This window comes from Kitasatospora sp. MMS16-BH015 (assembly GCF_002943525.1).
Classification (GTDB): domain Bacteria; phylum Actinomycetota; class Actinomycetes; order Streptomycetales; family Streptomycetaceae; genus Kitasatospora.
On the sequence record NZ_CP025394.1, the window covers coordinates 6,177,624 to 6,196,870 of the forward strand.

Genomic DNA, 19,247 nt, shown 5'->3' on the forward strand with positions numbered 1-19,247 from the left:
CCCGGTGCTAGGCCTCAGTTGCAGCTGCCAGCGCCGTTACGTCCATCCGCGCCGGAGTACCGGGGGCCTTGCCGCAACTCTCCGGTCGGGCCGGCTCGCTGGGGCGCTGGGCCACCTCGGCCGTCCAGCTGCGGCCGTCCTGGTGGGTGACGGTGACGGTCCAGCACCCTTCGGCGGTGGCCTGCTGAGTGAGGGTCAGAGCGTCCGCCGCCGTCTCGCCGGTGAGTTCGCGGACGGCCTGCTCGGCCGCCTGGGCCGGGCGGTCCCAGTAGGAGCGGCCGCGCGACCAGGCCGGGGCGGTCCGCCCGGCGGCCGTGGCGGCCAGCACCTCCTTGGCCGCGGTCTCGGTCAGGCGGCCGTACGCGTAGCCGTACGGGAGCACCAGCATGGTGGGGGAGAACCGGTGGCCGCCCAGGTGGGTGACCTCCCAGACCTCGCTGTGCCCCGCCGCTGCCAGCTCCGCCGCGAGTGGGCGGCCGAGCAGGGCGCAGCAGCGGTCGCGGCGGCCGTTGGTGCAGACGAGGGCGATCGGGCCGCCCTGGTGCGGGGTGCCCAGGTCGCCGTGGTCGCCGCCGCCGAGGGCCGCGAAGTCCAGCTCCAGCAGGGTCGCCGGGGCGCTGACGGACAGACGGCGCACCCAGGACCGGCCGGGCGCGGTGTGCCCGAGGATCACCGTGTGCGGTGCACCGTCCGCCGCGTCGGCGTGCCGCCCCGGCCGGCGGATCAGCGCGATCCGCACCCCCGTCCCGGCCGCCGCCGCGTCCAGCGCCCGCCCGATCGCCGCGTCCAGGTGGCTCTCGGTCATCGCCTTGGCCCCCAGGGCCCCGTCTGCTCGATCAGCAACCAGGTGGTCGCCGTGGCCGCGGTGGCGGCCAGGGGTTCGGCCAGCTCGGCGGAGATCGTCGTACAAGTACTCACGGTCGAACCTTAGCCATTCAGGGGCGCGGGGAACTGCGCGAGGGCGGAAGAAGCACACCTGTCAGCTCAGGAAGAGACCCAGTTGCACCGTCAACGGATAGTGCAACTGGGTCTCGGAGTAAGACAGCGGCAGAGCAGGGGGGTTGGCCGCGCCGTTCCCCGCACCCCTAGAGGATCACGCCGAAGGTCCGGCCACCGCCGCGATCGGCGAGGGCACCGGAGTGCCCGAGCCGTCGCGGCGCGGGTCGCGCTCGGGAAGCGTGACCGGGTTGCCGTTGGCGGCCGCCGCGCGGGCCGGGGCCGGGCCGGCCCAGGCGAAGAGGAGGGTGTCCTCGCCGCGGAGGAAGCGCTGGCAGCGGACGCCGCCGGTGGCGCGGCCCTTGCGCGGGTACTGCTCGAAGGGGGTGAGCTTCCAGCTGCTCTGCTGGTCGCCCGCGAGGGTGCCGGCCGAGCCCGCGACCGAGACCACCACCGCGTCGGCGGCCGGGTCGACGGCGGTGAAGGAGAGCACCCGGGCGCCGTCGGAGAGCTTGATGCCCGCCATGCCGCCCGCCGGGCGGCCCTGCGGGCGGACGGAGCCGGCCGGGTAGCGGAGCAACTGGGCGTCGGAGGCGATGAAGACCAGGTCCTCCTCGCCGGTGCGCAGCTCGACCGCGCCGACCAGCCGGTCGCCGTCCTTGAGCGCGATCACCTCGAACTCGTCCTTGTTGGCCGGCCACTCGGGCACCACCCGCTTGACCACGCCCTGCTCGGTGCCGAGCGCGAGGCCGGGGGAGGACTCGTCCAGGGTGGTGAGGGCGATGGCCCGCTCGCCGTCCTCCAGGCGGAGGAACTCGGAGACCTGCGCGCCACCCGCCAGCGAGAGCGTGGAGGAGGGCGGCAGCCCGGGCAGGTCGATCACCGGGAGGCGCAGCACCCGCCCGGCCGTGGTGACCACGCCCACGTCGGCCCGGGCGGTGGCCGGGACGGCGGAGACGATCACGTCGTGCTTGGCCCGGGCGGCCGTGGCCTCGGCCTCGACCGGCTCGCCGTCCGCGGTGCGGGCCAGCAGGCCGGTGGAGGAGAGCAGCACCCGGCATGGGTCGTCCGCGACCTCCAGCGGTACCGAGAGCGCCGCGCTCGGCGCCGACCCGGCCTCGAGGAGCACGGTGCGCCGCTCGGTGGCGAACTGCTTGCCCACGGCGGCCAGCTCATTGGAGACCACCGAGCGCAGCCGGGTGTCGGACTCCAGGATCTCGGTCAGCTCGGCGATCTCGGCGAGCAGCTTCTCCTGCTCCGTCTCCAGCTCGACCCGGTCGAAGCGGGTCAGGCGGCGCAGCGGGGTGTCCAGGATGTACGCGGTCTGCGTCTCGGTGAGCCCGAAACGCTCCATCAGGCGCTCCTTGGCCTGGGTCGCGTTGTCGCTGGAACGGATGATCGCGATGACCTCGTCGATGTCGACCAGCGCGACCAGCAGGCCCTCGACCAGGTGCAGCCGCTCCTGCCGCTTGCGGCGGCGGAACTCGCTGCGCCGCCGCACCACGGTGAAGCGGTGGTCGACGTAGACCTCGAGCAGCTCCTTGAGGCCCAGCGTCAGCGGCTGGCCGTCGACCAGGGCGACGTTGTTGATGCCGAAGGTCTCCTCCATCGGCGTCAGCTTGTAGAGCTGCTCGAGCAGGGCCTCGGGCACGAAGCCGTTCTTGACCTCGATGACCAGGCGCAGGCCGTGCTCACGGTCGGTCAGGTCCTTGACGTCGGCGATGCCCTGGAGCTTCTTGGCGCCGACCAGGTCCTTGATCTTGGAGATGACCTTCTCCGGGCCGACGCTGAACGGCAGCTCGGTGACCACGATGCCCTTGCGGCGGGCGGTGACGGCCTCGATCGAGACGGTGGCACGGATCTTGAAGGTGCCGCGCCCGCTCTCGTAGGCGTCCCGGATGCCCGAGAGGCCGACGATCCGGCCGCCGGTGGGCAGGTCCGGGCCGGGCACGAAGCGCATCAGGGCGTCGAGGTCGGCCTGCGGGTGCTTGATCAGGTGCCGGGCGGCGGCCACCACCTCGGCGAGGTTGTGCGGCGGCATGTTGGTGGCCATGCCGACGGCGATCCCGGAGGCGCCGTTGACCAGCAGGTTGGGGAAGGCGGCGGGGAGCACGGTGGGCTCCTGCTCGCTGCCGTCGTAGTTGGGGCCGAAGTCGACGGTGTCCTCGTGGATCGACTCGACCAGCGCCATCGAGGCGTTGGTCAGCCGCGACTCGGTGTACCGCATGGCGGCCGGCGGGTCGTCGTTGCCGAGCGAGCCGAAGTTGCCGTGGCCGTCGATCAGCGGCAGCCGCATCGAGAACGGCTGGGCCATCCGGACCACGGAGTCGTAGATCGAGGCGTCACCGTGCGGGTGCAGACGGCCCATCACCTCGCCGACCACGCGGGCGCACTTCACGTGCGCGCGGTCGGGGCGCAGGCCCATCTCGTTGGCCTGGTAGAGGATGCGGCGGTGCACCGGCTTGAGGCCGTCCCGCGCGTCGGGCAGGGCGCGGGAGTAGATCACCGAGTAGGCGTACTCCAGGAAGGAGCCCTGCATCTCGTCCACGACGTCGACGTCGAGGATGCGCTCCTCGTAGTCTCCGGGCGGCGGGGTGGGCGAACTGCGGCGGGCCATCGCGGCGGGGCTCCCTACGTGTGTCTGGCTACGTCGTTCCTGTAACTGCTGAATCCGTGCATGGGTACGGCGCCCCCCATTGTGGACCCTCCCGCCGACAAGCCCCGCTTCGGGCTGCCGGGGCCGCCGCTTCCGCCCGTGGCGAACGCCCGGTCAGCGCGGGCACATCACGGGCGCTCACGCGTTGCACCACAATGGGGGCCAGCTCCAGACCCTCACGCCGACCACGGCACGGCGCTCCAGCGCCGTCAGCGCCGATCAAGCCCGGAAAGGACCGGTGACCGCATGGCCAACCCGGCCCCCGCCACCACCCGAGGTCTCGCCATCACCGAGCACCGCCTGGCCAACGGCCTGCGCGTGGTGCTCTCCGAGGACCACCTCACACCGGTCACCGCAGTCTGCCTCTGGTACGACGTGGGTTCGCGCCACGAGGTGAAGGGCCGCACCGGGCTGGCCCACCTCTTCGAGCACCTGATGTTCCAGGGCTCGGCCAACGTCTCGGGCAACGGCCACTTCGAGCTGGTGCAGGGCGCGGGCGGCTCGCTCAACGGCACCACCAGCTTCGAGCGCACCAACTACTTCGAGACCATGCCCGCCCACCAGTTGGAGCTCGCGCTCTGGCTGGAGGCCGACCGGATGGGCTCGCTGCTGGCCGCCCTGGACGACACGTCCATGGAGAACCAGCGCGACGTGGTCAAGAACGAGCGCCGCCAGCGCTACGACAACGTGCCCTACGGCACCGCCTTCGAGAAGCTGGTCGCCCTCGCCTTCCCCGAGGACCACCCGTACCACCACACCCCGATCGGCTCGATGGCCGACCTGGACGCGGCCACCCTGGAGGACGCCCGCGCGTTCTTCCGCACCTACTACGCGCCCAACAACGCCGTGCTCTCGATCGTCGGCGACCTCGACCCGGCGCAGACCATCGCCTGGGTGGAGAAGTACTTCGGTTCGATCCCCGGCCACGACGGCAAGCAGCCCCCGCGCGACGGCGCGCTGCCCGGGATCATGGGCGCCGAGGCCCGCGAGCTGGTCCTGGAGGACGTGCCCTCCCGCGCGCTGATGGCCGCCTACCGGCTGCCGCAGGACGGCACCCGCGAGGCCGACGCCGCCGACCTGGCGCTGACCGTCCTCGGCTCCGGCGAGTCCAGCCGGCTGTACAACCGCCTGGTCCGCCACGACCGCACCGCCGTCACCGCCGGCTTCGGCCTGCTCCGCCTGGCCGGGGCGCCCTCGCTGGGCTGGCTGGACGCCAAGACCTCCGGCGAGGCGACGATCGAGCAGATCGAGACCGCCGTCGAGGAGGAGCTGGCCCGCTTCGCCGCCGAGGGCCCCACCGCCGAGGAGCTGGAGCGCGCCCAGGCCCAGATCGAGCGCGAGTGGCTGGACCGGCTCACCACGGTGGCCGGCCGCGCCGACGAACTCTGCCGGTACGCCGTCCTGTTCGGCGACCCCAAGCTGGTCAACACCGCCCTCGACCGCGTCCTCGACGTGACCGCCGAGGAGGTCCGGGCCGTGGCCGAGGCCTGCCTGCGGGCCGACAACCGGGCCGTGCTGGTGTACGAGCCGACCACCGCCGACGACGAGACCGAGGAGGACGCGGCATGACCGACGTGACCCCCGCCATGACCTTCCACCCGCAGCCCACCCCGGGCGCCCCGACCCCGTGGGCCTTCCCGGCCCCCGAGCGCACCACCCTGGCCAACGGCCTCACCGTGCTCTCCTGCCACCGCCCCGGCCAGCAGCTGGTCGCCGTGGACGTGCAGCTGGACGCGCCGCTGGCCGCCGAGCCGGCCGGTCTGGACGGCGTGGCCAACATCCTGGCCCGGGCCCTCAACGAGGGCACCGACAGCCTGGACGCCGAGCAGTTCGCGGCCGAGCTGGAGCGCGCCGGGGCCACCCTGGACACCTCCACCGACCACCCCGGCCTGCGGGTCTCGCTCGAGGTGCCCGCCTCCCGCCTGGAGCGCGGCCTCACCCTGCTGGCCGACGCGCTGCGCGCCCCCGCGCTGCCCGAGGCCGAGATCGAGCGCCTGGTGGCCAACCGCCTGGACGAGATCACCCACGAGCAGGCCAACCCGGCCCGCCGCGCGGCCAAGGCGCTCTACGCCACGCTGTTCGACGGAGCCGACCGCCTCTCCCGCCCGCGCAACGGCACCACCGACACGGTCAAGAACATCACCCGGGCCGCCGTCCAGGAGTTCTACGCCGGGTACGTGCGCCCCTCCACCGCGACCGCCGTGGTGGTCGGCGACCTCACCGGCGTCGACCTGCCGGCCCTGCTGGAGGCCACCCTCGGCCGCTGGACGGCCGGCCCGGCCACCCCCAGCACGCACGCCCCCGTGGTGGCCGACGACGCCGGCCGGGTGGTCATCGTCGACCGGCCCGGCTCGGTGCAGACCCAGCTGCTGATCGGCCGGATCGGCCCGGACCGCCACGACCCGGCCTGGGCCGCCCAGCTGCTCGGCACCTACTGCCTCGGCGGCACCCTCACCTCCCGGCTCGACCGGGTGCTGCGCGAGGAGAAGGGCTACACCTACGGCGTCCGCGCCTTCGCCCAGCCGCTGCGCTCCGGCGCCGACGGCTCCGGCCGGGCCCTTATGGCGATCAGCGGTTCGGTGGACACCGCCTCCACCGCCCCGGCGCTGGAGGACACCTGGAAGATCCTGCGCACCCTGGCCGCCGAGGGCCTGACCGACGCCGAGCGCGAGGAGTCGGTGCAGTACCTGGTCGGGGTCGCCCCGCTCAAGTACGAGACGGCCGGCTCGGTCGCCTCCACCCTGGCCGACCAGGTCGAGCAGAGTCTGCCCGACGACTACCAGGCCCGGATCTACCGCGAGTTGGCCGAGCTGGAGACGGCCGCGGCCACCGCCGCCGTGGTCGCCGCGTACCCGGCCGACCGCCTGGTCACCGTGCTGGTCGGCGACGCCGCCGCGATCGCCGAGCCGGTCCGCGCGCTCGGCATCGGCGAGGTGACGGTCGTCAGCTGACGACGCGTCGCGCTCCGGTGCGGGGCGGCTCTCCGGAGCCGCCCCGCACCGTTTTTTAATGCCTTGCCGGTCCCTCACGGAGTGTGGGTAGATATCCCCGTCGCCCACGGTGGGTGACCGAATCACCGGAGAGGAGGCGGTCCACATGCGGGTCGAGCCAACCACCTATCGCTCCCCAGGGCTGCCGTCCCTCCGACGCACCTGCGCCTTCGCGGCCTGAGCGCCCCTGATCTTCCCGAGCCACGCCGGACGCTTCGCGTGGCAGTCCTCCCTCTCCCGGGCCTTCGCGGCCTAGGCTTGAACCTGCCGACCCTTGGAGGTCGTTCACCATGTCGTACACCGAAGTTCCGGGCATCCGGGTGCCGATCCGGATGTGGACGGATCCCGCCACCGTCGAGGGCGCGGCCATGCAGCAGCTGCGCAACATCAGCTCGCTGCCCTGGCTGCACGGCCTGGCCGTGATGCCGGACGTGCACCTGGGCAAGGGCGCGACCGTCGGCTCGGTGATCGCGATGCGCGGCGCCGTCTGCCCGGCCGCCGTCGGCGTGGACATCGGCTGCGGGATGAGCGCGGTGAAGACCACGCTCACCGCGAAGGACCTGCCCGACGACCTCTCCCGGCTGCGCTCGAAGATCGAGCAGATCATCCCGGTCGGCCAGGGCAAGCACAGCGACCCGGTCGACCCGCGCAAGCTCCACGGTCACCCCACCGCCGGTTGGGACGACTTCTGGGGGCGCTTCGACGAGGTCGCCCCGGAGGTGAAGTGGCGGCGCGAGCGGGCCATGCAGCAGATGGGCACGCTGGGCGGCGGCAACCACTTCATCGAGGTCTGCGTCGACACCACCGGCGCGGTCTGGCTGATGCTGCACTCCGGTTCGCGCAACATCGGCAAGGAGCTGGCCGAGCACCACATGGGCGTGGCCCGCTCGCTCCCGCACAACCAGGGCCTGGTCGACCGCGACCTCGCGGTCTTCATCGCGGACACCCCGCAGATGGGCGCCTACCGGCAGGACCTGTTCTGGGCGCAGGAGTACGCCAAGCACAACCGCGCGATCATGATGGCCCTGTTCCAGGACATCGTCCGCCGCGAGTTTCCGAAGGCCAAGGTCGGCTTCGATTCCGTCATCAGCTGCCACCACAACTACGTGGCGGAGGAGCGGTACGACGGCGTCGACCTGCTGGTCACCCGCAAGGGCGCGATCCGGGCCGGTTCCGGTGAGTACGGGATCATCCCGGGCTCGATGGGCACCGGTTCGTACATCGTCCGCGGGCTGGGCAACGCCGACTCGTTCAACTCCGCCTCGCACGGCGCGGGCCGCAAGATGAGCCGCACCGCGGCCAAGAAGCGGTTCACGACGAGCGACCTGGCGGAGCAGACCAAGGGCGTCGAGTGCCGCAAGGACCCCGGCGTGGTCGACGAGATCCCCGGCGCGTACAAGCCGATCGAGAAGGTCATCGCCCAGCAGAAGGACCTGGTCGAGGTGGTCGCCCAGCTGAAGCAGGTGGTCTGCGTCAAGGGCTGACGCGGTGTCGGGCAGGCTGTACTCGGCCTGCCCGACCGGCTGTCGGGAGTTCAGTGAATGCAGTCGCACGGCCGGGTTCCTCGTACGTGCGCCGGGCCATCATCGAAGGATGACGACGGGGAGCGAACCGGCAGAGCCTAGGCCGCCACGGCCGCCTGGAGACTCGAACGGCGAGGGAAGATGGGCTGCCACCGCGGCGCTGGCGGGAGTGGTGGCCGCGCTTGTCGCCGTCATCGCATACGTGGTGCCACCGGATCCGGGCCCGGCGTCCGCTCCTGGCCCGAGCCCGACCACCGCTGCGCCGACCATCGCCGTGCCGACTACTGCTGCGCCGACCACCGCTGCGCCGTCCCCACCAGTGCCGTTCCCGTCCCCACCGCCGAGCACGCCGAGCCCAGCCGCGTCCACAACCAGTCAGCGGCCCGCACCGGATCCACTGGTCACCCTGACCTCGGGCCCCCCGATGGGCTGCGCCAAGGCTCAGGGCGTCGTGCAGAGGTTCAACCGAACGGCCGGTTCGACCATGACGAGCCGGCGGGCAGCCGCAGCGCAGGCGTACCAGGACATGCCCGTCGAGTCGGACAATGCTTCCGTGCGCTCCGTCCTCACCCAGCTGTGGGGAGATTTCGGGACATTGCAGCTCTCCGAGATGGAGAACTACGACGAGGGCATCACCCACGTCAACGAGGACGTCAAGACCCTGAACAGCTTCTGCGTGCCGCCCGGCTGACGAGCGGCACGCCTCACCCCAGGTGCAGGGCCGAGGCGCAGGGGCTCTCCCAGTCGATCGGCCCGCAGAGGGTGGCGGGGGAGTCGCTGCCGTACGGGTCCAGCTCGACGGAGCTGGCGGCGCTGGTCAGCACCAGGAGTCGGTCGGCGGTCACCGTCCAACTGCCGGTGACGGTACCGGGCCAGGCGGCCCAGTCGTGGTCCGGGTCGCGGACGGTGGCGGTGAAGGTGTGGTCGGGGCGTAGCTCCAGGCGGCCGCCGCGGGTGCTCAGCCAGGAGCCGGTGAGGGTGGAGTCCGGGCCGCCGGGCCAGGGTTGTTCGGCCGCGTAGGCGGTGGCGGCCCAGCCGGCGCCGCCGGTGAGCAGGAGAGCTCCGGCCAGTGCGGCGCTCCACCGGCGCCAACCCGCCGCTCTGCGTAGGGCCACCAGGACGGCGACCAGTGCGGCCTGCACCGGCCAGCAGGGCATCAGCAGCATGGCCAGGACCCAGCAGGCCATCCGTCGCAGCGAGCCCTCCTGTCCGAGCTGGCGCAGCGCCGCGCAGCCGGCGAGGACGGCCCACCCCTTGGCGACGCCCCAGTAGAGGCCTGCTCCGCCGGTGTCCCGGAAGTCCGGCCCGTTCAGGTCGAAGAGGAACCAGAAGAGCTGCCAGGCCAGCACCGCGAGCACCCCCGCCACGGCCACCAGCGCCAGCACCGCCTTGGCCGCACCCCTGACCTGCCGCATGCCCCGCCCCCCGTCGCCTCGGCTGTCGGACCGCCAGTGATCACGTCCCGCGGGCGGTGCCGGTTCCGGCGGGGCGTCAATTCGTTCGGGGCGTACACCGGCCAGGTATTAAGATCACGCGATTCGTTCGAGCAGGTGGGTACGGGGGAGCGGGCCGATGGCGGAGGAGTTCGAGGCGCCGGGCAGAGGGGCCAAGGTCGCGGGGGTGGTGGCGGCGGCCGTGGTGACCCTGGGGTCGGTGGGCCTGATGGTGGGCTGGGGGACGGGCGCGATCGGCGGGCTGCCGACGCTGGGCGGCGCGGGGGCCACGGCCGCCGGGCCGGCCGCCTGCAAGGCGCCGGTGGCGGAGGACCCGCCCGGCTACCCGGCGCTCTGCGCCGCGTTCAACCGGCCCGACCTGCCCGTGCTGGTCGGCGCGCCGACCGAGCGGGTGTCGAACGCCCACTCCGCGAGCAGCGTGACGACCGGGGCGGACGGGAAGAAGGCGGGGGCGCCGGCCGTGGAGGTGCAGATCGGGGCGGTCGACGTCCGGGTCGAGGACGTGCCGGGGCTCTCGCTGGAGGACTACAAGCTGTTCACCACGCCCACCCCCACCGCGCTGCTGGGCCACCCCGCGCTCACCTACTCGGACCACACGCTGGCCGTCTCCTTCGCGCTCGGCGGCAGCGGCAAGTCGACCACCGGCCGGGGCGGCGTGGCCCACCACCTGGCCGTCGCCAAGGGCGACAAGGCGGGCGGCGGGGCGTACGAGATCTCCATCTGGCGCCAGGACGACCAGCAGCCGGACGAGGCGGCCCTGACCCGGATCGCCCTCAAGGTGCTGCCGACCCTGCCGGGCTGGGCCGCGGCGCAGTAGCGAGCAATGCCCTGCGGGGTTCAGAGCAGCCGTTCGGCGAGCATGAAGACGGCCGTGCCCGCAAAGATGCTGAGCAGGGAGTTGTGCCGCCACAGGTGCAGCCCGGCGGTGGCGGCCACGCCGAGCAGGGTGGGCAGGCCGTACGGGTGGGCCGTCAGGTCCAGGTCGCGCAGGGTGTAGACGGTCAGGATCACCATCACGCCGGTGGGCATGGTGGTGGCCAGGAAGGCGACCAGCGCGGAGGCGCGGAGCCGGCCGAGCAGGGCGAAGGGGGCGGCCCGCAGGGTGAAGGTGACGGCGAACATCACGCCGAGCCCGGCGAGCAGATAGCGGTCAGAGGGCACGGCGGGCTCGCTCCCGGAGCAGGTGGCGGACGGTCAGGGCGGCGACGTACAGCCCGAGGGCCACCACCAGCAGCTGGCCCTTGGCGAGCAGCAGCGCGAGCAGCGCGCAGAGCAGGCCGAGCACCGGCCCCGGCACGTCGCGGGCCGCCCGGTACCCGTCGATGGCCAGCACCACGAAGAGCGCGGTGAGCGCGAAGTCCAGCCCGTGCAGCCCGGCCGGCAGGGCCGTCCCGACCAGGGCGCCGCCGAGCCCGCCGACCACCCAGTAGCCCTGGCAGAGCGCCTGGATGGCCAGCATCCGCCCGCCGGTCAGCTCCTCGGCCGGCTTGGTGGCCACGATCGCGTAGGCCTCGTCGGTGAGCGCGTAGACGGCGTAGGCCCGGCCGAGCCGGCCGCGGATGCGGTGCAGCGGGAAGGAGAGCCCGTAGAACACGTGCCGGAAGTTGACCAGGAAGGTGGTCACCGCGACGGAGGCCAGCGGGGTGAGCGCCAGGAAGAGCCCGATGGCCAGGAACTCCAGCGAGCCGGCGTAGATCAGCAGCGAGAAGAGCGGGGTCCACCACCAGGCGAAGCCGCTGCGGGTGAGCAGGACGCCGAAGGCGAGCCCGAGCGGGAAGAGGCCCAGGCCCACGCCCAGGGTGTCCCGGACGGCGGCGCGCAGCGGGTGCGGCGCGGTCGGTTCGGGGGCGACGGTCATCCGGAGAGCGTACGGGCGCCCGATCGGGCCGGTCGGGTGCGTTCACCCCTCGGGCAGGGCCGGCGGCGCACCGGGTCAGAATGGCCGGATGGACGCGGACACGGGCAGGGCGACGGCGGGCAGGACGACGGGCGAGGCTCCAGGTGGGGTTTCGGGCGGGGTTTCGGCTGGGGGCGAGGACCACCAGCGGCTGCTGGAGGAGGCGATGGCCGCGGCGCTGGCGCTGCCGGCCCGGGGGCGGTCGGCGGACTACATCCCGGCGCTGGCCTGCGCCGATCCGGGTGCCTTCGGCATGGCCCTGGCCACCGTGGACGGCGGGCTGTACGGGGTGGGGGAGTGGCGCCGGCCGTTCTCGATCCAGAGCGTCTCCAAGCTCTTCACCCTCGCGCTGGCCCTGGCCGAGGGCGGCGACAGCCTCTGGCAGCGGGTCGGCCGGGAGCCCTCCGGCAATCCGTTCAACTCGCTGGTGCAGCTGGAGTCCGAACAGGGCATCCCGCGCAACCCGTTCATCAACGCGGGCGCGCTGGTCGCCACCGACCGCCTGCTGGAGCTGACCGGAGACGCGGCGGGCGCTGTCCGCGACTTCCTCCGGGCGGAGAGCGGCAACCCCGACATCACCACCGACGACTCGGTGGCCGCCTCCGAGGCCCGGCACGGCCACCGCAACGCCGCGCTGGCCCACTTCATCGCCAGCTACGGCAACCTGCGCAACCCGGTCGACAGCGTGCTCGCCCACTACTACGCGCACTGCGCGATCTCGGCCTCCTGCGCGGACCTCGCGCTGGTCGGCCGCTTCCTGGCCCGGCACGGCCTGCGGGCCGACGGCTCCCGGCTGCTGACCCGCAGTGAGGCCAAGCGGGTCAACGCCGTGCTGCTCACCTGCGGCACCTACGACGCGGCCGGCGATTTCGCCTACCGGGTCGGCCTCCCGGGCAAGAGCGGCGTCGGCGGCGGCATCCTCACCGTCATCCCGGGGCGCGGCGCCCTCTGCGTCTGGAGCCCGGGGCTCGACCGGGCGGGCAACTCGGTGCTCGGTGTCGCGGCGCTCGACGCCCTGACCACGGCGACGGGCTGGTCGATCTTCTGAGCGGAACCACAACAGGGGCGCGGGGAACTGCGCGAGCTCGGAAGGCTACAGATCTGAGCCTTCCGAGCTCGCGCAGTTCCCCGCGCCCCTGGGATGGTGCAACGTGCCGCTGGAGAAGGAGTGCTCAGGCGGCAGCCGGGAGCTCGTCGAGGCCCTCCTGGACCAGCTTGGCCAGGCGGTCGAGGGCCTCGTCGGCGTTGTCGGCCTCGGAGGCGAGGACGACGGCGTCGCCGCCCTGGGCGCCGAGGGCGAGCAGGGCCAGCATGGAGGCGGCGTTGACCGGGTTTCCGCCCTCCTTGGCGATGGTGACGGGCACGCCGACGGCGGCGGCCGCCCGGACGAAGACGGAGGCGGGACGGGCGTGCAGGCCCTCGGGCCAACCGATGGTGACGCGGCGCTCAGCCATGTGACGTGCCTTTCAGGTGGTGCTGGGTGGAGCCATGTTGTCTAGACCAGTGTTGCACGTGGCGCAGCCGAACGCGTCCTCGGCGGCACCCCTGACGTACTCCACGGCGTACTCCGACGCGTACTCCATTCAGAGAAAGGCACCGCTCGCCGCCGCGCAACACCCCCGCCGCCGGATAACCTGGCCGACGTGGAGCAGCACCGCCCTGACCAGCACGGCTACCCCCAGCACTGGGAGGCCGACATCCTGTTGCGCGACGGCGGCACCGCCCGGATCCGCCCGATCACCGAGGGCGACGCCGAGCGGCTGGTGGAGTTCTACGAGCAGGTCTCGGACCAGTCCAAGTACTTCCGGTTCTTCGCGCCCTACCCCCGGCTGAGCGACAAGGACGTCCGCCGCTTCACCCACCACGACTTCGTGAACCGGGTCGGCCTGGCCGTGGTCGTCCGGGACCACTTCATCGCCACCGTCCGGTACGACCGGATCGACCCGGACGGGCGGCCCTCGGAGACCGGCACCGACGCCGAGGTGGCCTTCCTGGTGCAGGACGCCCACCAGGGGCGGGGCGTGGCCTCCGCGCTGCTCGAACACATCGCCGCCTGCGCCCAGGAGCGCGGCATCCGCCGGTTCACCGCCGAGGTGCTGCCGGAGAACCGCAAGATGGTGAAGGTCTTCACCGACGCCGGCTACACCCAGCGCCGCAGCTTCGCCGACGGCGTGGTGCACCTGGAGTTCGACCTGGAACCCACCGCCGCCTCGCTGGCCGTGATGCGGGCCCGCGAGCACCGGGCCGAGGCCCGGTCGATCCAGCGGCTGCTGACGCCCCGTTCGGTCGCGGTGCTCGGCGTCTCCCGCCACCCGCAGTCGGTGGGCCGGGCGCTGCTGCGCGATCTGGCCGACTTCACCGGGCCGGTCTACGCGGTGAACCGCAACGCCGAGCCGGGCACCGACCTGGACGGCCGGCCCAGCTACCGCTCGCTCCTCGAGATCCCCGGCCCGGTGGACCTCGCGGTGATCGCGGTGCCCGCCGCCGCCGTGCCGGCCGCCGTGGCCGACTGCGGCGCGCACGGGGTGCGCGGCCTGGTGGTGGTCACCGCCGGGTACGCCGAGACCGGGCCCGAGGGCCGGGACCGGCAGCGGGCGCTGGTGCGCCAGGCCCGGGCCGCCGGGATGCGGGTGATCGGCCCGAACGCCTTCGGCCTGCTCAACACCGACCCCGAGCACCGGCTGAACGCCTCGCTCGCCCCGGTGCTGCCCGCGCGCGGCCCGTTCGGCCTCTTCTGCCAGTCCGGCGCGATCGGCGTCGCCCTGCTCGAGGCCGCGCACCGGCGCGGCCTGGGCGTCTCCTCCTTCGCCTCGGTCGGCAACCGGGCCGACGTCTCCGGCAACGACTGGCTCCAGTACTGGGCCGAGGACGAGGCCACCGAGGTGGTGCTGCTCTACCTGGAGTCCTTCGGCAACCCGCGCAAGTTCACCCGGATCGCCCGCCGGCTGGCCCTGGCCAAGCCGGTCGTGGTGGTCAAGGGAGCCCGGCACACCGGCAGCCTGCCGCCCGGCCACGCCGTCCAGCCGGCCGCCGGGCGACTGCGCGACGCCACCGTGGACGCGCTCTTCCAGCAGGCCGGGGTGCTCCGGGTGGAGACCATCACCGAGCTGTTCGACACCGGCGAGCTGCTCGGCTGCCAGCCGCTGCCGGCCGGCGACCGGGTCGCCGTGGTGGGCAACTCCGACTCGCTCGGCCTGCTCACCTACGACGCCTGCCTGAGCGCCGGGCTGCGCCCGCGCACCCCGGTGGACCTGACCACCGGCGCCACCGGCGAGAACTTCCGGATCGCGCTGGACACCGCCCTCGCCGACCCCGGGGTGGACGCGGTGATCGCGGTGGCCATCCCCCCGATCGCCGCCCAGGGCGCCGCCGCCCTGCCCGAGGTGACCAGGCTCACCCAGCCCGTGCTGGGCGCGGACGAGCCCGAGTTCGCCGAGGCGCTGCTCGAATCCGCCGCCCGGGCCCGGCAGCTCGGCAAGCCGCTGCTGCTCACCCACCTCGCGCTCACCGAGCTGCCCGAGCGCCTGCGCGCCGGGCGGGTGCCCGCCTACTCCGCCCCCGAGCGCGCCGTGCACGCCCTCGCGCACGCCGTCCGCTACGCCGACTGGCGACGCCGCACCGCCGAGGCGGAGGAGACCGCCCGGGTGCCCGAGCTCGAGCGCGTCGACGAGCACCGGGCCCGGGTCCTGGTCGAGCGGGCCCTCGGCACCCGGACGGCTGCCGCTGCCCGGCTGCAGAGCGGCGGTGCCAGGATCACGCTTCCGGAGGACCGGGCGGCCGAGCTGCTCGGCGCCTACGGCATCGAGGTGCTGCCCACCCTGCCCGCCCCCGACGAGGCCGCCGCGCTGCGGGCCGCCGCCGCGCTCGGCTACCCGGTCGCGCTCAAGGCCACCGCCGAGCGGTTCCGCAATCGGCCCGACCTCGGCGGCGTGCGGCTGGACCTCACCGGCGAGGCCGGGCTGATCCGGGCCTTCCGCGAGCTGGACCGGCTGCTCGGCGGGGCCGAGCGGGCCAAGCTGGTGGTGCAGCGGCTCGCCCCGCGCGGGGTGGACACCGTGATCGGCGCCACCGTCGACCCGGCGGTGGGCGCGATCCTCTCGTTCGGACTGGCGGGCGCCCCGGCCGAACTGCTGGACGACCTCGCGCACCGGCTGATCCCGGCCACCGACCGGGACGTGGCCGCGCTGATCCGCGAGGTGCGGGCCGCCCCGCTGCTGTTCGGCTGGCGCGGTGCCGCCCCGGTGGACACCGGCGCGCTGGAAGAACTGCTGCTGAGGGTCTCGCGGCTGGTGGACGACCTGCCGGAGGTGGCCTCGGTCGACCTGGCCCCCGTGGTGGTCGCCCCGCAGGGCCTCGCGGTGCTCGGCGCCCGGGTGCGGGTCGCACCGCTCCCGGTCCGCAGCGATCTGGGACCGCGCGCCATGAGCACGCTGTAACCTTCCTTGGTTGCGCCTGCCAAGGGGCGCTCGATACGCCCGGGAGCGCGGCCACCCGCCCCGCACCCCCGGCGCGGCATGCCAGGATGGAGCTATGGCGAAGACCGGTACCACCTCGACCCAGGACCTGCGCTCGGCGATCGAGCGCAGCGGCTACTACCCGGCGCTGGTGTCCGAGGCCGTCGAAGCCGCGATCGGGCCCGAGCCGATCACCTCGTACCTGGTGCACCAGGAGACCACCTTCGACGCCAACGAGGTGCGCCGGCACGTCACCGTGCTGGTGCTCACCCCGTCCCGCTTCGTGGTCAGCCACACCGACGAGCAGGCCGCCGACGCGACCAGCCCGGTGCCGTACGCCACCACCTCCACCGAGGTGGTCCGGCTGGACCGGATCGGCTCCGTGGTGCTCAGCCGGATGGTCGCCAACCCCGAGACGTACACCCCCGGCACGCCGCCCCGCGAGGTGGTGCTGACCATCGGCTGGGGCGCCGTGCAGCGCCTGGACCTGGAGCCGGCCGGCTGCTCCGACCCGAACTGCGAGGCCGACCACGGCTACACCGGTTCGGCCACCGCCGACGACCTGTCGCTGCGGGTCAGCGAGGCCGGGGACGGCCCGGAGACGGTCGCCCAGGCGCTGGTCTTCGCCCGCGCGCTGTCCGAGGCGACCATCGCCGACCAGGGCTGACCGCACCGATGAGCCTCGGTTACGACGCCTTCGAGATCCTCGACCCCGCCTCCGCCCCGGCCCCGGCCTACGGCACCGGCGCGCTCGCCGACCTGCTGCCCGCCGTGGCGGCCGGGCTCGGCGTGCCCGGGTACACCGCCGGGCTGCCGCTGGAGCCGGCCGACCGGGTCTGCGTCTTCCTGGTCGACGGCATGGGCTGGGAGCTGATCAGGCGTCACCCCGAGTACGCGCCCTACCTCAACTCGCTCATCGCGCAGGGCGGCCGGGCGATCACCTCGGGCTTCCCCTCCACCACCGCCACCTCGCTGGCCTCGGTGGGCACCGGGCTGACCCCCGGCGAGCACGGCCTGGCCGGGTACACCCTGGCGGTGCCCGGCGAGGGCTTCCTGATGAACCAGCTGCGCTGGCACCCGCAGGTCGACCCCAAGGGCTGGCAGCCGCACCCCACCGTCTTCCAGCGCGCCGACCAGGCCGGGGTGGCCACCTGCCAGGTCTCCTCCCCGCTCTTCTCGCAGACCCCGCTCACCCAGGTCGCGCTCTCCGGCGGCACCTTCCTCGGCCGCACCACCGGCGAGGAGCGGATGGACCTGGCGGCCCGCTGGCTGGCCGACCACGACCGGGCGCTCTGCTACACCTACGTCAGCGAGCTGGACGCCGCGGGCCACCGCTTCGGCGTGGACTCGGACGACTGGCGGATGATGCTCGACACGGTGGACCGGCTGGTCAAGCGGCTCGCCGAGCAGCTCCCGCCGCGCTCCGCGCTCTACGTCACGGCCGACCACGGCATGATCGACATCGCCCCCGAGGACCGGATCGACTTCGACGAGGACTGGGAGCTCAGCGCGGGCGTCTCGCTGCTCGGCGGCGAGGGCCGGGCCCGGCACGTCTACGCGGTGCCCGGCGCGGCGGCCGACGTGTTCACCTGCTGGAGCGAGGTGCTCGGCGACCGGATGTGGGTGGCCACCCGCGACCAGGCGATAGCCGCCGGCTGGTTCGGCCCGGTGGTCGAGGACCGGGTCTACCACCGGATCGGCGACGTGGTCGCCGCCGCCCGGGACGACATCGCGATCACCGCCTCCCGGCGCGAGCCCGGCGAGTCCTCGATGATCGGCCTGCACGGGTCGATGACTCCCGTCGAGCAGCTCGTCCCGCTGCTCGAAGTCCGCAGCTGAACCCCTCTGTACCGAAAGGCCCCCGCTCCACCCATGGCTGACCTGGTGTTCTTCTCCGGCACGATGGACTGCGGCAAGTCCACCCTCGCGCTCCAGCTGGACCACAACCACGCCGCGCGCGGCCGGCAGGGCATCATCTTCTCCCGGCACGACCGGGCCGGGGCCTCCACCATCTCCAGCCGGCTGGGCCTGCGGGCCGTCGCGGTGGAGGTGACCGACGCCTTCGACTTCCACGCGCACGTGGTCCAGCTACTCTCGGCCGGCGGCAAGGTGGACTACCTGATCTGCGACGAGGCCAACTTCTACGCCGCCGAGCAGGTGGACCAGCTGGCCCGGGTGGTGGACGAGCTCGGCATCGACGTCTTCACCTTCGGCATCACCACCGACTTCCGCACCCGGCTCTTCCCCGGCTCCCAGCGGCTGATCGAGCTGGCCGACCGGGTCGAGGTGCTCCAGGTCGAGGCGCTCTGCTGGTGCGGGGCGCGGGCCACCCACAACGCCCGCACGGTCGGCGGGGTGATGGTGGTCGAGGGCGCCCAGGTGGTGGTCGGCGACATCGCGGTCAGCGAGGGCGAGGTCGGCTACGAGGTGCTCTGCCGGCGCCACCACCGGCGCCGGCTCACCGCCGCCACCGCCCGGGCCGCGGTGCTCTCCCCGGACGTGCTCCCGTTCGAGGAGCAGCGCAGCTAACCGACCTCCAGCACGCAGAACCGGCCGCCCTGCGGGTCGGCCAGCCGGGCCATCCGGCCCTGCGGGGTGTCGTGCGGGGCGAGCAGCACCCTGCCCCCCAGCTCCTCGGCCCGGCGGGCCGTCAGTTCGCAGTCGGCGGTGCCGAAGTGCACCCGCCAGCCCCGGCCCTCGGTGGTGGTGCGGATCGCGGCCACCGGCCGGCCGTCCACCAGCATCCGGGTGGTGCCGTCCGTGCCCGGGGTCAGCTCCGAGCGGAGCACCGAGCGGTAGAAGGCGGTGGCCGAGGGCTCGTCGGCGGTCAGCAGCTCGTTCCAGGCCGGGGCGCCGGGCTCGCCGGTCACCTCCCAGCCGAGGTGCTCCTCGCCTTGCCAGAGCCCGAACACCGCACCGGAGAGGTCGGCGGCCAGGGTCAGCCGCCCGGCCCGCTCGGCCTGCAGCGGGCCCATCGCCACGGTGCCGCCGCTCTCGTGCACCCGCTGGGTCACCTCGTCGGCGCTGTCCACCGAGAAGTACGGCGTCCACCCGACCGAGTGGCCGCCGCCCGGCGGCGCCTCACCGATCCCGGCGACCTTCGCACCGTGCACCGAGGCCCGCACGTACGCGCCGAGCGGGGTCGGCCCCGGGCCGTACTCCCACCCGAGCAGGGCGCCGTAGAAGGCCATCGCCCCCTCGTGGTCACTGGTCGTCAGACTCACCCAGCAGGGCGTGCCCTGAGCCAGCCGCACCTTCACCGCAGTCATCCCGCACCTCCTCGCAGGGGGCCGGTCGACCGGGCCGCCGAGAGCCCCGCGATGATGGTTCCACGTCA

General features: G+C 73.6%; 16 protein-coding genes and 1 pseudogene. 10 read left to right on the top strand and 7 right to left on the bottom strand.

What is annotated here, in order from left to right; genetic code table 11:
• Positions 1-7: 7 nt before the first annotated feature.
• Positions 8-918: pseudogene (locus tag CFP65_RS26600) on the bottom strand (sucrase ferredoxin).
• 175 nt (positions 919-1,093) lie between these two features.
• The gene (locus CFP65_RS26605) at positions 1,094-3,553 is read right to left on the bottom strand and encodes a DNA topoisomerase (ATP-hydrolyzing) subunit A (protein WP_104818557.1); all 2,460 of its coding nucleotides are present in this window, start codon (positions 3,551-3,553) and stop codon (positions 1,094-1,096) included.
• A 285-nt stretch (positions 3,554-3,838) separates the two neighbouring features.
• Here CFP65_RS26605 and CFP65_RS26610 point away from each other — a divergent pair, with 285 nt between their 5' ends.
• From CFP65_RS26610 to CFP65_RS39225, 4 genes are all read left to right on the top strand, one after another.
• Complete coding sequence (locus tag CFP65_RS26610) at positions 3,839-5,161, top strand: pitrilysin family protein (RefSeq protein ID WP_104818558.1); 1,323 nt, start codon at positions 3,839-3,841, stop codon at positions 5,159-5,161.
• Positions 5,158-6,543, top strand: a complete 1,386-nt coding sequence (locus tag CFP65_RS26615; RefSeq protein WP_104818559.1) for a pitrilysin family protein — start codon at positions 5,158-5,160, stop codon at positions 6,541-6,543. Before CFP65_RS26610 ends, CFP65_RS26615 begins: the two co-directional genes overlap by 4 nt.
• A gap of 329 nt (positions 6,544-6,872) precedes the next feature.
• The gene (locus tag CFP65_RS26620) at positions 6,873-8,066 is read left to right on the top strand and encodes an RtcB family protein (RefSeq protein ID WP_104818560.1); all 1,194 of its coding nucleotides are present in this window, start codon (positions 6,873-6,875) and stop codon (positions 8,064-8,066) included.
• A 592-nt stretch (positions 8,067-8,658) separates the two neighbouring features.
• Complete coding sequence (locus tag CFP65_RS39225; RefSeq protein ID WP_158702363.1) at positions 8,659-8,796, top strand: hypothetical protein; 138 nt, start codon at positions 8,659-8,661, stop codon at positions 8,794-8,796.
• 13 nt (positions 8,797-8,809) lie between these two features.
• On the opposite strand, the gene CFP65_RS26635 is transcribed toward CFP65_RS39225, so the two are convergent.
• Positions 8,810-9,520 carry a hypothetical protein gene (locus tag CFP65_RS26635; protein WP_104818563.1) on the bottom strand — a complete coding sequence of 237 codons (711 nt, stop codon included), beginning with the start codon at positions 9,518-9,520 and terminating at the stop codon, positions 8,810-8,812.
• Between the two features lie 157 nt (positions 9,521-9,677).
• On the opposite strand from CFP65_RS26635, the gene CFP65_RS26640 reads away from it, so the two are divergent.
• On the top strand, positions 9,678-10,376 hold the full coding sequence (locus CFP65_RS26640; protein ID WP_104818564.1) for a DUF6215 domain-containing protein: 699 nt from the start codon (positions 9,678-9,680) through the stop codon (positions 10,374-10,376).
• A gap of 20 nt (positions 10,377-10,396) precedes the next feature.
• Here CFP65_RS26640 and CFP65_RS26645 read toward each other — a convergent pair whose 3' ends face one another.
• Together CFP65_RS26645 and CFP65_RS26650 are read right to left on the bottom strand one after the other, a co-directional pair.
• Positions 10,397-10,720 (bottom strand): branched-chain amino acid transporter permease, encoded by a 324-nt coding sequence (locus tag CFP65_RS26645; RefSeq protein WP_174805575.1) that lies wholly within the window; start codon positions 10,718-10,720, stop codon positions 10,397-10,399.
• Positions 10,710-11,417, bottom strand: coding sequence for an AzlC family ABC transporter permease (locus tag CFP65_RS26650; RefSeq protein WP_104818565.1), 708 nt, complete (start codon positions 11,415-11,417; stop codon positions 10,710-10,712). The genes CFP65_RS26645 and CFP65_RS26650 overlap by 11 nt, the downstream gene beginning before the upstream one ends.
• An 88-nt stretch (positions 11,418-11,505) precedes the next feature.
• Between CFP65_RS26650 and CFP65_RS26655 the strand changes: the two genes are divergently transcribed.
• Positions 11,506-12,504: a glutaminase gene (locus tag CFP65_RS26655; RefSeq protein ID WP_104818566.1), complete on the top strand. Its 999-nt coding sequence runs from the start codon at positions 11,506-11,508 to the stop codon at positions 12,502-12,504.
• Positions 12,505-12,628: 124 nt separating this feature from the next.
• Here the strand turns inward: CFP65_RS26655 and CFP65_RS26660 are convergent, their stop codons facing one another.
• Complete coding sequence (locus CFP65_RS26660; RefSeq protein WP_104818567.1) at positions 12,629-12,910, bottom strand: HPr family phosphocarrier protein; 282 nt, start codon at positions 12,908-12,910, stop codon at positions 12,629-12,631.
• Positions 12,911-13,099: 189 nt separating this feature from the next.
• Here CFP65_RS26660 and CFP65_RS26665 point away from each other — a divergent pair, with 189 nt between their 5' ends.
• From CFP65_RS26665 to CFP65_RS26680, 4 genes are all read left to right on the top strand, one after another.
• Complete coding sequence (locus tag CFP65_RS26665) at positions 13,100-15,892, top strand: GNAT family N-acetyltransferase (protein WP_104818568.1); 2,793 nt, start codon at positions 13,100-13,102, stop codon at positions 15,890-15,892.
• 94 nt (positions 15,893-15,986) lie between these two features.
• Positions 15,987-16,577: a DUF5998 family protein gene (locus CFP65_RS26670; RefSeq protein ID WP_104818569.1), complete on the top strand. Its 591-nt coding sequence runs from the start codon at positions 15,987-15,989 to the stop codon at positions 16,575-16,577.
• Positions 16,578-16,585: 8 nt separating this feature from the next.
• A complete protein-coding gene (locus CFP65_RS26675; protein WP_104818570.1) occupies positions 16,586-17,749 on the top strand; it encodes an alkaline phosphatase family protein in 1,164 nt (387 codons plus the stop codon).
• Positions 17,750-17,782: 33 nt separating this feature from the next.
• Entirely contained in the window at positions 17,783-18,439 is a 657-nt protein-coding gene (locus CFP65_RS26680; protein WP_104818571.1) for a thymidine kinase, read from the top strand.
• Here CFP65_RS26680 and CFP65_RS26685 read toward each other — a convergent pair.
• Positions 18,436-19,179, bottom strand: coding sequence for a VOC family protein (locus tag CFP65_RS26685; RefSeq protein ID WP_104818572.1), 744 nt, complete (start codon positions 19,177-19,179; stop codon positions 18,436-18,438). The two genes, CFP65_RS26680 and CFP65_RS26685, sit on opposite strands and share 4 nt — an antisense overlap.
• Between the last annotated feature and the right edge of the window lie 68 nt (positions 19,180-19,247).

Coding starts and splice junctions, on each gene's coding strand:
- CFP65_RS26640 (WP_104818564.1), top strand. CDS start 9,678: ATGGCGGAGGAGTTCGAGGCGCCGGGCAGAGGGGCCAAGGTCGCGGGG.
- CFP65_RS26635 (WP_104818563.1), bottom strand. CDS start 9,520: ATGCGGCAGGTCAGGGGTGCGGCCAAGGCGGTGCTGGCGCTGGTGGCC.
- CFP65_RS26615 (WP_104818559.1), top strand. CDS start 5,158: ATGACCGACGTGACCCCCGCCATGACCTTCCACCCGCAGCCCACCCCG.
- CFP65_RS26655 (WP_104818566.1), top strand. CDS start 11,506: ATGGACGCGGACACGGGCAGGGCGACGGCGGGCAGGACGACGGGCGAG.
- CFP65_RS26675 (WP_104818570.1), top strand. CDS start 16,586: ATGAGCCTCGGTTACGACGCCTTCGAGATCCTCGACCCCGCCTCCGCC.
- CFP65_RS26670 (WP_104818569.1), top strand. CDS start 15,987: ATGGCGAAGACCGGTACCACCTCGACCCAGGACCTGCGCTCGGCGATC.
- CFP65_RS26680 (WP_104818571.1), top strand. CDS start 17,783: ATGGCTGACCTGGTGTTCTTCTCCGGCACGATGGACTGCGGCAAGTCC.
- CFP65_RS26685 (WP_104818572.1), bottom strand. CDS start 19,179: ATGACTGCGGTGAAGGTGCGGCTGGCTCAGGGCACGCCCTGCTGGGTG.
- CFP65_RS26660 (WP_104818567.1), bottom strand. CDS start 12,910: ATGGCTGAGCGCCGCGTCACCATCGGTTGGCCCGAGGGCCTGCACGCC.
- CFP65_RS26610 (WP_104818558.1), top strand. CDS start 3,839: ATGGCCAACCCGGCCCCCGCCACCACCCGAGGTCTCGCCATCACCGAG.
- CFP65_RS26650 (WP_104818565.1), bottom strand. CDS start 11,417: ATGACCGTCGCCCCCGAACCGACCGCGCCGCACCCGCTGCGCGCCGCC.
- CFP65_RS26605 (WP_104818557.1), bottom strand. CDS start 3,553: ATGGCCCGCCGCAGTTCGCCCACCCCGCCGCCCGGAGACTACGAGGAG.
- CFP65_RS26620 (WP_104818560.1), top strand. CDS start 6,873: ATGTCGTACACCGAAGTTCCGGGCATCCGGGTGCCGATCCGGATGTGG.